This is a genomic window from Laceyella putida, assembly GCF_042665195.1.
GTDB lineage: Bacteria > Bacillota > Bacilli > Thermoactinomycetales > Thermoactinomycetaceae > Laceyella > Laceyella putida.
This window is the reverse complement of the sequence record NZ_JBHTBW010000047.1, coordinates 1-12,683: the sequence shown is the minus strand read 5'-3', so window position 1 is coordinate 12,683 and position 12,683 is coordinate 1. Positions and strand designations below refer to the sequence as shown.

Sequence of the window (12,683 nt, the reverse complement as noted above, 5' to 3'; positions counted from 1 at the left end):
CTTACCCACCTCAGTGCTTAGCATTGCCGCAGTCGATTTGCTTTAAACATGATCTTGCCATGCGCGCACAATCGCAGTCGCCATCTCATCGATCGATTTTCCTGTCGTATCCACCCTTACATCCGCAAATCGATAAAGCTCCCGCCGCGCTTCATATATGTCATACACCCGTTGGCGGAGATCTCCTTTCAACAAAGGACGTTCTTCGTTCGTTTGCGTCAACCGTCGAATAATCTCTTCCGGCTCGGCATCCAGATGAACGACAAAAGCCCGCTCGGCTAAGAGTTGGCGATTTTGCTCCCGCAGGACAATGCCCCCACCCGTCGTTAACAACAAGGATGGTTCGGCCAAACAGGCTTCCAACATCTGCGTCTCTTCCTCGCGAAATCGCTCTTCTCCATATAGGGCAAAGAAATCGGCAATGGAACACCCCCACTTGGCGACCAATGCTTGATCCGTGTCTTTCCACGGCAATGGTACTTGTGCCGCAATGGCTTGACCTATTGTTGTTTTGCCCGTCCCCATCATCCCGATTAATACCAGGTGTCGTTTGCTGTGTTCCATAGGAGCCTCCGTTTTTTTATTACCATGGTAACCAATCCAGTTGATGATCGCCAGCGTCTTTTGATCTATCAGGGCGGAAATCGTTTGCTGCACCCCTTTTTCGCCATAACCCGTCGCCACCACATGCAATGCATTATCTGGTTTCTCTTCCACCTGAACGTAAACGGTCACGCCACCCACATCGAGTAGCGTATCTTGTTTTCGCTGACCCAATGCCCATTCCTGTTGCATTTTCGCAATTCCTGTTTCGGCGGCGTACTTGACTCTCATCCGCTCTTCATACAACCTTCCCGCTTCATGGCTGCGCACAGCCAATGCGGCCACAAACGTCACCAAGGTAAAGAGCAGCGTGGTTACGGCGATCACCGCCGGCAAGGCAAAGCCCCGTTCATCGGTTTGTCGCATGGTGCGCTGTCGTCCTTCCTCCGATAAAAATCTTCATGTCCAAATCAGCCAACCAGTTTTGCAATCCAATATCCAACTGAACCCCATGTTCTTCAGGATAAAAGCCCATAAAATAAACATGCCGCAGAACGACGGTAGTTCCGGTGAATTGTCCCGCTCCAGCCTCTTTCACCTGTCTGATCACTTGCCGTTTTTTGGCCGCATACCGCACGGCCTTCCCATCGGGACAAATAAGCACCAGCATGCCATCTTCAGCAATGAAGTTGGTGGCTTGGGCGATGTCCCGCTCAACCAAAGGGCGAAAAGCCATGTACTCCAATTGCAATTCCTGCCGCCCCACCATCTTTTTCAAATTGCTTTCAAACGTATGCGCAACAAAGAAGATCACAGGCAGCAAAATCAGCAAGAGCATAAAAGTGATCATGAGTTCAATATAGGTGTAACCCGATTCAGCCCGCTCTGACAAAGCGGTGCGTAACCCAGCGTTTTTTGTGGATTTTCCCGTCACGGTCTTTGCCGTTCACCTCCACCTGCACTTCATAGAGATAAGGTCCGATCTGAACCGATCGCCATGTGATTTGATAATGCTGCCTTTCCAATTCCTGGCTGGATACTTGTTCCGATCCGGCTCCTGCCAGGGTCGCATTGCTCGCCAAGCTCTCGATTTTATGCTCCAACATGTGCACCATCTCCATCTCCATCCGCTCTCGGTAAAACATCTGATTGAGCTCCCGATGCAACGGGACGGCGAAGGTGATGAATATGCCCAATACCAACAAAGCTGTCATCGTCTCTACCAAAGTAAAACCCCGTTCCGCTTGCTTCATTGCACCAACTCCACTTTCGGATGCCCTGACGCCACATGGACCACGATTTTGCCAAGCAATTTTTCCCCTTGCAATAAGGTGATCGTTCCCCCGCGAACTTGACCTGTTTCACGAAAAACGATGCGATTGCCCGGATAATTGCTAACTATCTGATAACGACCGGGTATCAGGAGGGCTCTTTGTTTTTGCTCTCCTTGGTATACGATGACCCGTTTGGCGGGACCGTCAATCAGGACGGTCACTTCCGCTTCCCTGCTTTCGGCCTCCGTTTGAGCCAAGATGAGCTCATTCGCCAATACCCCAAGAAACAACTGCCGCTCTGTCCGTTCACCCAAGGTCGCAAAGGCGGGATAACAGATGGAAAAAATCCAACCTAACACGAGAATGACCATGGTGAGTTCTATCAACGTCCAGCCTCGCTCACCTGTGTTCATTTCACGCATACCACTCTTTGGTCCGCCGTCAACTGAGGCGACCGCCGAATCTGATATTTCTTGCCAAAAGGGCATTTCGGCGCTGAACGCAAGTACCCGCGCTTGACCAACTCTTCCACTTCCGAAGGGTACTCCCCATACTCCAAATAATAATTATCCGCTTGGGCACTGATCATATGCCGATTGGCACGATCCGCCTGCCGCTTGGCCTTCTCCCCAGCCGCACGCAAGTTGGGAATCGCAATGGCCAATATCACCCCAATGATAAAGACGACGAGGATCATCTCCATCAATGTGAATCCCCGCTCCCCATCCATGGCCTGACAAAGCCTTCCATGCCTTCTCATGTAAGATCCTCCTTTAAATTGAGCGTACGATATGCAATAGCGGCAAAAACATGGCAATGACGATCATGGCAATAAACAACCCAATCATAAAGATAAACAGCGGCTCAATGCTTCGAGTCAAACGCTCTAACCGATTTTTGATGACCAGTTCCGTTCCTTGGGCCATATGAAGCATGATTTCATCCAATTTCCCGCTTTCTTCGCCCAAGGCCACCATCTTTACGAGGGAAGGCAAAAACAGGCGGCGACCGCTTTTTTGAATCGCTTCCGACAAAGAGGTTCCTTCCATCACATTGGCCTCCATTTTCGTCAAGGAACGGCCAAGAATGGACCATGGGGCCATCTTGCGCAATGTCTTTAGCGCATTTAACAGAGGAACCCCCGCTTTTAATAGCGAACCCAATTGGATGGTTATATAATGGGTCATTCGATGCCTTAACACGGAACCGATCACAGGGAGGAAAAACAGCACCCGACTGAACCAAGCCCGCATCGGCCGGGGGGCCAAACGGAGCAAGCCGCTGATGATCATCAGCCCACCCATCCCCATGGCCATCTTGGGAGCCCATGCCCGCACAGAAGCGTGCAGGGAGAACAGCCACTCTGTCAACTTCGGCAGCGGTACCCCCATCGTTTGGTACAACTCAGCAAACCGGGGCAACACGACACCCAGGAGAAACGATAAGGCCAAACCCGCGATCGCAAGCACCAATGCCGGATAAATAAGCGACTTGCCCAACTCACGTGCCCAACGGGCCCGCGCTTCATAGTAAGCTTCACACTGCTTAAATGCATGCACATAATCCCCATGCTCTTCAGCCGCACGGATGAATGAAATGAAGAGGGAGGGGAACGCCAATTTTTCCAATGCGCCCGACAGGCTAAATCCCTCATTTAACATTTCTGACAACCGCCGGTAGAACGGTTTGGTGATCAGCCTTTGTTCCGCAAGCAAATCCAGGCAGGTCAACAGCGGTATTCCGCTATCCAACAGATGGGCCATCTGTTGGCTGTACAACATATATTTTTCAGCACTCCACTTGTTCTTTCTCCACACCTTCGATCACCCGCATCCATTCTTCATAAGTGGTCCGGTTCTGGTCAACCAACTCTTGAACCGCTTCCTTGAGTCCTTTCATCCCTTGGTTTTGCAAATGATGCCGCACTTCTCCCAATGTCGCACCGCGCGCGATGAGACGTTCCAGCTCCTCATCCATTTCCATCACTTCAAATGCGCCTGTTCGCCCGTAATACCCAGTGTCTTGGCAATCAGGGCATTGGGTCCCCCGGCAAATTTGGCAGACCAATCGCACCAGCCGTTGGGCAACCACTCCGGATAAGGCGGCCGCGACCCGATAGGGTTCAATCCCCATATCGATCAAACGGGTTATCGTGCGGACAACATCAGACGTATGCAAGGAAGTCAGCACCAAATGCCCTGATAAGGCGGCGCTGATCGCAATGTTGGCTGTTTCCACATCGCGTATTTCCCCGATCATGATGATGTCGGGGTCTTGCCGCAACACCGAACGCAATCCCCGAGCAAATGTAAGGCCCGCCTTGGGACGGATTTGGACTTGGTTCACCCCATCCAACTTCAATTCGATGGGATCTTCCAACGTGACAATGTTGGTTTCCACCCGATTTAACGCTTGGAGCATGGCGTACAATGTGGTTGTTTTGCCTGAACCCGTCGGTCCCGACACGATGACAAGACCACTTTTCTTATGCAAGATCCGCTCTGTTCTCCTCTGTTCCTCTTCCGGCATGCCCAAGTCATGCAGCTGAAAGGATTGTCGGTGATTTTTGAGCAGGCGCAAAACCACTTTTTCACCATGGATCGTCGGCAAAGTCGATACCCGAATGTCAACGCAGGTGTCCGCCCGCTCCCAACGCATGGCTCCATCTTGGGGCATGCGCTTTTCTCCGATGTCCAATTGACTTGTCACTTTGATATGGGAAACCAGCGCATTGGCGAATTCTTTGGCTAACTGATCCGTCTCAAGCAGAAAACCGTCGACGCGTTGGCGAATCCGCACTTGTTCCGCCTGCGGTTCAATGTGGATATCACTCGCCCGCCGTTCTGTCGCCTTGGCCAACAATTGATTGATAAAGTGCATGACATCGTTTTTCTTGCCCATCTCATCTCTCCATTCCCTTCCAAGCGACATCTGTTATATTTTGACATTTTCTACCTAAATATGAAAAATCCTTCCCTTATTTCGACAATAACAGAACATCTTTTCGCCATATTAATAAAAATAAGAATTGATGTTTGCGTGTATAAAGATTTTTCCTTCTCCATAAGATAGGGATGAAGCGATGGGGAATAGCCAAGCGGTAAGGCAACGGACTTTGACTCCGTCATGCGTAGGTTCGAATCCTACTTCCCCAGCCAATAAAAAAGTGGCGTCCGCAAGGGACGGCCACTTTTTTATCGTTCTTTTGCTCTCCGCTTTTCACCCATCGGATCAATAACAACAAACAGAGTGACTCCCACATGGAAGCCACTCTGTTTGTTGTGATTATGCCGTTTTGTGCTTGCCCATGGCTTTCTTGATCGAATAGCCGATCAAGATGACCAGGATCGCCAAAATGATCGGAATCCCTGTGATCCATCCTTCCTGCCCATCCAACAAGGTTTTGGAGACATAAGGGTCTTCCACAATCAAGGTGCCGGCCGTATAACCCAAAATCGCCGAACCGACATAGATCAACCAAGGAATGCGGTTCATCACTTTCGCCACCAGACCACTGCCCCACATGATGATCGGGATGCTGAGCGCCAAACCAAACAACACCAAGAAAATGTTCCCATGCGCTGAAGCGGCCACGGCGACGACGTTATCCAAACTCATCACCACATCGGCGATGATGATCGTTTTAATGGCACTGCGTAAGTTTGCCCCGACAGAGACATGCGTCCCTTCCTCTTCTTCCAGCAACAGTTTCACGGCGATCCACAACAATAACACCCCGCCCACCGTCATCAACAGCGGAATTTTCAACAAGTAGGTCGCCACAGCCGTTAAGGTGGCCCGGAGCAAAATGGCCGCCCCCGCTCCGAAGAAGATCGCTTTTTTCCGTTGGTGTGCCGGTAGGTTGCGTGCGGCCATGCCGATGACCACCGCATTGTCTCCGCTTAGAATGATGTCTAGGATGATGATATTGAAAAAACCCAGCCAAAATTGAATGTCTGTCAACCCATGCGCTTCCATCGTTCAGCCCCTCACCTAGAAGTAATGTATTCCCATCTTCCGTCGCTTGTCCATAACCCCCCTGACCAAGCGCCGTTTTATATATAAAAAACAATAACATAAAATGTCGGCTCAAAATGTTAACAATAGACAAGCTTTTGCTCCGGCCGGATGCTTCGCTCCTCCGCTCGGAGACTTGTCAACCTATCCATATGACAAAAGCAGAGGAGCCATGACAGGAACAAAGAGGGAAGCGGAAGAGTTGTTTCCGCTCACCCCTCATATGTCCAGCGCCGTTTAGAAATAGGAAAACTCCTCATCCGGTTGTTCGGGAACGAGATCGATCACTTCAACGCCTTCGACCGCTTCGCCAATCAACCGCTCCAAGTCCAATTTCGCTTCTTGCGCGCGTGCCACCTTTTTGTCCGGTTTAGTTTTTGGCGCTTTGGGCAAGAAAACGGTACAACAATCTTCATAAGGCAATATCGAGGTTTCATAAGTGCCGATACGCTTGGCGATATTCATGATCTCATGTTTATCCATGCCGATCACCGGGCGCAAAATCGGCATGTTGGTCACATCGTTGATGGTGTTCATGCTTTCAAGCGTTTGGCTGGCCACCTGACCGAGACTCTCACCCGTCACCAACGCCAACGCCCCATTCCGCTTGGCCACTTCTTCCGAGATTCGCAACATGATTCGCCGCATGACCGTGATGGAATACGACTCATAACAATGTTTATTGATCTCCGTTTGGATCTCGGTGAACGGTACGACATGCAAGCGGATGGGCCCCCCGTACCGGGTGAGCGTCCGCGCCAGGTCGACCACTTTTTTCTTAGCCCGTTCACTGGTGTACGGATAACTGTGGAAATGGATCGCATGCAATTCGGCTCCACGTTTTAAGGCCAAATAACCCGCCACGGGGCTGTCGATCCCGCCCGACAGGAGCAACATCACCCGTCCGCTCACACCAACGGGCAATCCTCCGGGCCCCATCACATCATTGCCATAAACATAAGAGTATTTGCCACGGACTTCGACATGAACGGTTAATTCCGGATGGTGCACGTCCACCTTCAAGTGAGGCAACATCCCCAATAAGTATCCTCCCAGACGGTGGTTCATCTCTTGGGAACTGATCGGGAAGTTTTTGTTTGCCCGCTTGCTGTTCACTTTAAAAGTGCGGACCGAATCACCGAGCGATTGAACCAATTCCAGCGCAGCCTCTTTAATCTCTTCCCAATCCGTCGCAACCCTAATCGCGGGGCTGATGCCCACCAAGCCAAATACTTGGGAAACTTCTTCCAGAATCGGAGCAACGGCATGATCGGCCAATTCAATAAAAATCCGCCCGTGCGTTTTATTTACTTGGACCCCGGAAAACCGTTTCACTTTATCGCGGATGTTTTGCACCAACCGATCTTCAAATTCCGCTTTGTTCTTGCCCTTTAACGCCAGTTCGCCATATCTCAACAAAATGCAATTTCTCTTCATCTTTTACGCACCTTTATCACTTGTTGTAATGATGGGATCACTTTCAGCAAGGCATCGGCTGAGCGGCGCACTTCTTCTTCCGTCGTCATGAAGCCCATGCTGATCCGAATCGATCCAATCGCCGCTTCATCGCCCAACCCGATCGCTTTAAGCACCCGGCTGGGCAATTCCTTTTTGGACGAGCAAGCCGATTTGCTGGAAACCACCACTTGTTCTTGCTCCAAAGCATGCACGATCACTTCGGCTTTAAGTCCGGGAAAGGAGAAACTCAGAATATAGGGTGCTCCACCGTCCCGTGTAACATCACCGTTGACGCGAACTTCACCTATCTCCGTGGTGATCCGCTCGATCAACCATTCCTTCCACGCCTGGCATCTGTCCAGAAACGCTTCTCTCTGTTTGCCCGCAAGCACCGTCGCTTTCGCCAAGCCGACAATCCCAGGCACATTTTGCGTACCCGAGCGCAATCCTTGTTCTTGTCCTCCACCGGCAAGAAGCGGTGTCAGCATTAAATTTCTCCGCATATATAAACAGCCGATCCCTTTCGGCCCATGGAATTTATGCCCGGACACCGATAACAGATCAATCCCCCACTGTTCGGGTTGAATGGGATATTTGGCAAATGATTGCACGGCATCCACATGAAACAAAACCTTTGGATAATTTTTCAACCGCCTCCCAATCTCGGCAATCGGTTGCACGGTTCCTATTTCATTGTTGACATGCATGATGGAGACGAGCACGGTTTCCTCCGTCAACGCTTGTTCTACCATCTCAGGGCGGACCCGACCTACATGATCAACAGGCAAGATGGTAACCCGCCATCCCCGTTGTTCCAACTGTTTGTACACATCGTAGACGGAAGGGTGTTCAATCTCCGTTGTGATGATGTGCATGCCCCGCTGTTGATAAGCATCGGCCACACCTTTGATCGCCATGTTATTGGCTTCCGTGCCGCCCGATGTGAAAATGATTTCCTGTGGGCTCACGCCCAGCTCTTGCGCCATGATTTTGCGGGCTTGCTCAATCAACCGTTCCGCTTTGACGCCGAGTCCATGCAAGGAGGACGGATTTCCATATACATTCGTCATCACATCCGCCATGACCTTGACCACGTCGGCGTCCGTTTTTGTGGTTGCACTGTTGTCCAAATAGATCATCGCACAAACCCCCTTTCATTGCTCTCTTCCATAACTTCACCATTCTAACACAAAACAACACACCTGACATGCAGGTCAGGTGTGTTCATTTCATTCCCTTTCGCAAACTGGACGCGCGCACGACCAGTTCCGAAGGGATCAGGATTTCTTTTTTCGTTCGAGCCTTGGCCGGTTGCTCCAAGGTATCCAGCAACAATTCCATCGCTTCCAATCCCAATTCATAAGCCAAAATCTTGACACTGGTCAAAGGGGGATTCACATAAGAGAGGAGTGGCGAGTCATTGAAGCCGACCACCCCCAATTGCTCAGGCACTTGGCAATGGACGGACTTCGCGTATTGGAGAGCACCCAAGGCCAGCAAGTCATCCGCCGCCAGCACGGCATCAAACGGAATGCCCCTTTCCCTCGCCGCCTCTAACGCGGCAAATCCGCTTTCGATCGAAAAGTCCGCTTCAATCATGAAAGCTTCGTCATAAGCGCGCTGCCATTCAAAACAAGCTTGTTTATAGCCCGTCAACCGATCTTGCGTCACAACGAGATTGCGATCCCCTCCCAAAAACAGCACACGCTCATACCCTTGTTCAAACAGGTGGATCGTCGCCGACCTCGCTGCCTGAACATTATCGTTATTAACCGATAAGACAGGGGTATCGGCACTTCTCCCGATGAGCACAAACGGAATTTGTTCAGAGATCAAGGTTGCGATCAGTTGGTCTTTCACCCGGGACGTAGAGACGATTAGTCCGTCAATGCGCCTTTCTTTGATGAGGCGCAGGCATTTGTCCCGCTCTTCCTCAGGGGTGGGGTTGATCGACAACAAAATATTATAATCACGCGCTTGCGCAACGGTGGACATCCCTCGCATCACTTCAGAAAAAAAAGGATTGGCAAAGGCATCGTCTGCTTGCCGCGCAACCGTGAAACCAATCGTGCGCGTGTGGCTTCGGGCCAAACTTCTGGCAATGGCATTGGGAACATAATTCAGCTCTTCCATCGCTTGTTGCACGCGCAATCTCGTTTGAAGGCTGATCCGGGTACTTCCCGCAATCACTCGGGAAACGGTTGAAGGTGAAACAGACGCTCGTTTTGCAACATCTTTAATTGTAACCATAAAAGCGCTCCTTCTCCGATGGTGCAATCGCTTTCACAACCATTATACTCTAATTGACCCCGTTTTTCTGTTAATCAAAAACGCAACTCACTCGATCACGAAATAAAGCACTGCGCTCAAAGAAGGATTCAACCGGTTTCATATCGAAGTACCTTGACACTTATCCATGTCAAAGTAGAGGGGCCAATGTTTTCGGCATCCCGGATTGAACTTTCTGCCACAAGCGGGACACGTTCCTTCGGCGGAAAGGTAATCCCGGATGGATAGCTCCTGTTTGCACCCGCCGCAATAGACCGCTTTCAAGTCCCACTCTTCCCGTTTCCAAGGTACGGCTTCATGGTTTTCCGCCTCCTGATGACATTTGATGCAAGGATAGTAACGCCCACAACACGCAAATTTAATCGCAATAATGTCCCACTCGCCATGATAGTGGGCACAGCGCGTTTCCTCATCGACAACGGCCCCGTGTATCGGTATCCGGTTCAATGTTGCCACCTCCCTAAAGAAAGGAGCATCCCCATGTCTCCCGAAATTTGGTCTATCCTTCAAGAATACTCCCTGTATTTGGCCTTTGTCATCATCGTCTATCTCATATTCGAAGCGCTGGAAGCGCTTGGTATCATTCGTTATCGCAATAAAAGTGACGAATAAAAGAAAAGGACTGCCGCGTTTCAGACAGCCCTTTCTCTTCGAATCGGTTTTACAGATGGCAAGAATCCATGCCACGCTTTTGGAGATAGCGTTGGTGGTATTCTTCGGCCCGCCAAAACGTGCTGGCAGGCTCCACTTGGGTGACGATCGGATTTTTCCAACGGCCCGATTGATCCATCTGCTGTTTCGAAGCCTCCGCGATGCGTTTTTGCTCCTCATCGTGATAAAAGATGACCGAGCGGTATTGGGTCCCCACGTCCGGGCCCTGACGGTTAAGGGTTGTCGGGTTGTGGTTGTTCCAAAACACATCAAGCAATTCTTCATAACGGATCTCAGCGGGATCAAATTCGACTTGCACCACTTCGGCATGTCCCGTTTTATCCGTGCACACCTCTTCATAAGTTGGGTTTTCTTTGGTCCCGCCCATATATCCGACCACCGTGTTTAATACGCCCGGCAGCTTGCGAAACGTTTCTTCGACGCCCCAGAAACATCCGGCGCCAAATGTTGCCAATGCCATGAACAATCCCTCCACTTATCTGCCATCGTGAATCAAGGTTAATTCCCCTGTTTCCGGATGGATCACCAATCCGTGCACCAGCACGTCTTCAGGCACCAGGGGATGGTTTTGAATCAACTGAACACTTTCCATCACGCCTGTCTCTACATTTTCACATCCGCACAGCCATTTGTCCACACTGACGCCAGCTTCGTTTACACTGGCAATATCCGCCTCCGTGATCCCGCGATCGGCGAGGTCGTCCAGCACCGGTTCAGCCGTCAACCCGACCATCCCGCAATCATGGTGGCCAATGACCAGGATCTCACGCGCCTTTAATTTCGTAATCCCGACCAACACACTTCGCATGATGCTTCCATAAGGTTGAGAAATAAGGGCCCCTGCCGTTTTGAGCACTTTGGCATCCCCATTTTTCAAATCGAGGGCGCGCGGCAGCAATTCCGTCAATCGCGTATCCATGCAGGTGACGATCACCAGTTTCTTGCGAGGATAACGCTCCGCTTTAAACTGCTCATACACTTTATTTTCCACAAAATGACGGTTATGCGTTAAGATTTGCTCCAGTTGGCTCATTGGCCTCTCCCCCAGTCATTGCCAAAAATCATTCATATTCATTCTTTATCAGCTCGGGTATACTAATACAGAATAAAAGCACTTTAAAAGGAGTTCGATAAGTTGCATGAATTCAGCGAAAACGACGTTGCTCTATACGATTCTCGGCTGGACGTTTCTCATCTTGGGTGTGCTTGGATTATTCCTCCCGTTTTTGCAGGGCATCCTCTTCCTACTCATCGGGCTCTATCTTTTATCCAAGAGCTCCCCTTGGGCCAAGCGTTTGTTGGAACGAATGAAAATGCGCTACCCCAAGCTTTCTTCCAAACTAGAAGATTGGATTCATCGAGTAGAACATTGGGTCGCTCGTTCGGATAAGAAAAAAAAGAAATGGGATGCAAAGGCCCCCGACAAGGGGTAGGCATGCATCGCTTACTGAACTTCCCCACTTTTTCGTGGGGAAGGTTATTTTTTGACGCGGCAGACACCCAATCCATCACCGATCGTCAGAATGATGGATTCCAATCGCGGATCATCGGCGATCTGCCGGTTGAATTGGCGAATGGTCGTGGGTGAAGGCCCTTGGTCGGATTCATCAAAAATGCGGCCATGCTGAAAGAGGTTGTCCGCGGCGATCACGGCATTGGGTGAAGCCAGTTTGATCGCCTGTTCCAGATAATATGGATAATTGGGTTTATCGGCATCGATAAAGAAGAAGTCAAATTTTTCTTGGGACTGCACCATTTTTTCCAAGCTCTCTTTGGCATCGCCGACGATAATGGTGACACGGTCAGCCAGCCCCGCCTTCGCCACATTTTCCCGTGCAAATTCAGCATGTTCTTCTTTCAGCTCCAATGAAACCACTTGGCCATTTTCGGATAAGGCCCGCGCCAACCAAATCGTGCTGTAACCACCCAACGCGCCGATTTCCAAGACCCGTTTGGCTCCGGACAATCCCGCCAGCAAATGAAGCGTTTTGCCCACTTCGGGCGGGACGGAAATCTGGGGCATGCCACGCCGGTCCAAGCCGGGCGCGATGTTCTGGAGCACCTCATCTTCCGGGGCAAATAGAGAGCGCACATATTCTTGTTCGCGCAAGAGACTTCTCTCCTTTGTCACTGATTGATTGTATACCCAATTATTTTAGTTGTTTAAAAAGAAAAGATACCTAAAAAGGTATCTTTTCCGCTACAAGTGTGTGGAGCGGATGACGGGAATCGAACCCGCGCCGCTAGCTTGGGAAGCTAGAGTTCTACCATTGAACTACATCCGCAAAATCTTATATACTTCCTGAACAACTTTTATTTTAACAAAAGTCGATGGAAGTGGCAAGCGAAAAAAGCTCCCTTTTTGGAGACTGATGCAGAAAGATTACTTAAAAATGATTATTCTACAGTTTCTGGAACCAAAACGGCTCA

17 protein-coding genes and 2 tRNA genes are annotated in these 12,683 nt (G+C 50.3%); 3 read left to right on the top strand and 16 right to left on the bottom strand.

What is annotated here, in order from left to right:
- Nucleotides 1-42 precede the first annotated feature (42 nt).
- The 7 genes from ACFQNG_RS14280 to ACFQNG_RS14250 are packed head-to-tail and all read right to left on the bottom strand — an operon-like array spanning nt 43 to nt 4,718.
- Complete coding sequence (locus tag ACFQNG_RS14280) at nt 43-969, bottom strand: shikimate kinase (RefSeq protein WP_379866022.1); 927 nt, start codon at nt 967-969, stop codon at nt 43-45.
- Nucleotides 953-1,477: a hypothetical protein gene (locus tag ACFQNG_RS14275; protein ID WP_379866020.1), complete on the bottom strand. Its 525-nt coding sequence runs from the start codon at nt 1,475-1,477 to the stop codon at nt 953-955. The genes ACFQNG_RS14280 and ACFQNG_RS14275 overlap by 17 nt, the downstream gene beginning before the upstream one ends.
- Nucleotides 1,419-1,796 carry a pilus assembly FimT family protein gene (locus ACFQNG_RS14270; protein ID WP_379866018.1) on the bottom strand — a complete coding sequence of 126 codons (378 nt, stop codon included), beginning with the start codon at nt 1,794-1,796 and terminating at the stop codon, nt 1,419-1,421. The genes ACFQNG_RS14275 and ACFQNG_RS14270 overlap by 59 nt, the downstream gene beginning before the upstream one ends.
- Nucleotides 1,793-2,230: a Tfp pilus assembly protein FimT/FimU gene (locus ACFQNG_RS14265; protein ID WP_379866016.1), complete on the bottom strand. Its 438-nt coding sequence runs from the start codon at nt 2,228-2,230 to the stop codon at nt 1,793-1,795. Before ACFQNG_RS14265 ends, ACFQNG_RS14270 begins: the two co-directional genes overlap by 4 nt.
- Nucleotides 2,227-2,577 (bottom strand): competence type IV pilus major pilin ComGC, encoded by a 351-nt coding sequence (locus tag ACFQNG_RS14260; protein WP_379866015.1) that lies wholly within the window; start codon nt 2,575-2,577, stop codon nt 2,227-2,229. The genes ACFQNG_RS14265 and ACFQNG_RS14260 overlap by 4 nt, the downstream gene beginning before the upstream one ends.
- 13 nt (nt 2,578-2,590) lie before the next feature.
- Nucleotides 2,591-3,634: a type II secretion system F family protein gene (locus ACFQNG_RS14255; protein ID WP_379866013.1), complete on the bottom strand. Its 1,044-nt coding sequence runs from the start codon at nt 3,632-3,634 to the stop codon at nt 2,591-2,593.
- On the bottom strand, nt 3,606-4,718 hold the full coding sequence (locus ACFQNG_RS14250; protein WP_379866011.1) for a GspE/PulE family protein: 1,113 nt from the start codon (nt 4,716-4,718) through the stop codon (nt 3,606-3,608). The genes ACFQNG_RS14255 and ACFQNG_RS14250 overlap by 29 nt, the downstream gene beginning before the upstream one ends.
- Nucleotides 4,719-4,900: 182 nt before the next feature.
- Between ACFQNG_RS14250 and ACFQNG_RS14245 the strand changes: the two genes are divergently transcribed.
- A tRNA-Gln gene (locus tag ACFQNG_RS14245) sits at nt 4,901-4,975 on the top strand.
- Between the two features lie 127 nt (nt 4,976-5,102).
- Here the strand turns inward: ACFQNG_RS14245 and ACFQNG_RS14240 are convergent.
- The 5 genes from ACFQNG_RS14240 to ACFQNG_RS14220 all read right to left on the bottom strand — a co-directional run bounded on the left by ACFQNG_RS14240 (nt 5,103) and on the right by ACFQNG_RS14220 (nt 10,028).
- A complete protein-coding gene (locus ACFQNG_RS14240; protein ID WP_379866009.1) occupies nt 5,103-5,795 on the bottom strand; it encodes a TerC family protein in 693 nt (230 codons plus the stop codon).
- 276 nt (nt 5,796-6,071) lie between these two features.
- On the bottom strand, nt 6,072-7,271 hold the full coding sequence (gene thiI, locus ACFQNG_RS14235; protein ID WP_379866007.1) for a tRNA uracil 4-sulfurtransferase ThiI: 1,200 nt from the start codon (nt 7,269-7,271) through the stop codon (nt 6,072-6,074).
- Nucleotides 7,268-8,431: a cysteine desulfurase family protein gene (locus tag ACFQNG_RS14230; protein WP_379866005.1), complete on the bottom strand. Its 1,164-nt coding sequence runs from the start codon at nt 8,429-8,431 to the stop codon at nt 7,268-7,270. The genes thiI and ACFQNG_RS14230 overlap by 4 nt, the downstream gene beginning before the upstream one ends.
- An 85-nt stretch (nt 8,432-8,516) precedes the next feature.
- Entirely contained in the window at nt 8,517-9,542 is a 1,026-nt protein-coding gene (locus tag ACFQNG_RS14225) for a LacI family DNA-binding transcriptional regulator (protein WP_379866003.1), read from the bottom strand.
- A 138-nt stretch (nt 9,543-9,680) separates the two neighbouring features.
- Nucleotides 9,681-10,028, bottom strand: coding sequence for a CHY zinc finger protein (locus ACFQNG_RS14220; RefSeq protein WP_379866001.1), 348 nt, complete (start codon nt 10,026-10,028; stop codon nt 9,681-9,683).
- 33 nt (nt 10,029-10,061) lie between these two features.
- On the opposite strand from ACFQNG_RS14220, the gene ACFQNG_RS14215 reads away from it, so the two are divergent.
- Complete coding sequence (locus tag ACFQNG_RS14215) at nt 10,062-10,193, top strand: hypothetical protein (protein ID WP_379865999.1); 132 nt, start codon at nt 10,062-10,064, stop codon at nt 10,191-10,193.
- A 49-nt stretch (nt 10,194-10,242) separates the two neighbouring features.
- Here ACFQNG_RS14215 and msrA read toward each other — a convergent pair whose 3' ends face one another.
- Together msrA and ACFQNG_RS14205 are read right to left on the bottom strand one after the other, a co-directional pair.
- A complete protein-coding gene (gene msrA, locus ACFQNG_RS14210) occupies nt 10,243-10,713 on the bottom strand; it encodes a peptide-methionine (S)-S-oxide reductase MsrA (RefSeq protein ID WP_379865997.1) in 471 nt (156 codons plus the stop codon).
- A gap of 15 nt (nt 10,714-10,728) precedes the next feature.
- The gene (locus ACFQNG_RS14205; RefSeq protein WP_379865996.1) at nt 10,729-11,286 is read right to left on the bottom strand and encodes a beta-class carbonic anhydrase; all 558 of its coding nucleotides are present in this window, start codon (nt 11,284-11,286) and stop codon (nt 10,729-10,731) included.
- 106 nt (nt 11,287-11,392) lie between these two features.
- Between ACFQNG_RS14205 and ACFQNG_RS14200 the strand changes: the two genes are divergently transcribed.
- Nucleotides 11,393-11,686 (top strand): PGPGW domain-containing protein, encoded by a 294-nt coding sequence (locus ACFQNG_RS14200; RefSeq protein ID WP_379865994.1) that lies wholly within the window; start codon nt 11,393-11,395, stop codon nt 11,684-11,686.
- A gap of 44 nt (nt 11,687-11,730) precedes the next feature.
- On the opposite strand, the gene ACFQNG_RS14195 is transcribed toward ACFQNG_RS14200, so the two are convergent.
- The gene (locus ACFQNG_RS14195) at nt 11,731-12,363 is read right to left on the bottom strand and encodes an O-methyltransferase (RefSeq protein WP_379865993.1); all 633 of its coding nucleotides are present in this window, start codon (nt 12,361-12,363) and stop codon (nt 11,731-11,733) included.
- A gap of 101 nt (nt 12,364-12,464) precedes the next feature.
- Nucleotides 12,465-12,538 (bottom strand) — tRNA-Gly (locus ACFQNG_RS14190).
- Between the last annotated feature and the right edge of the window lie 145 nt (nt 12,539-12,683).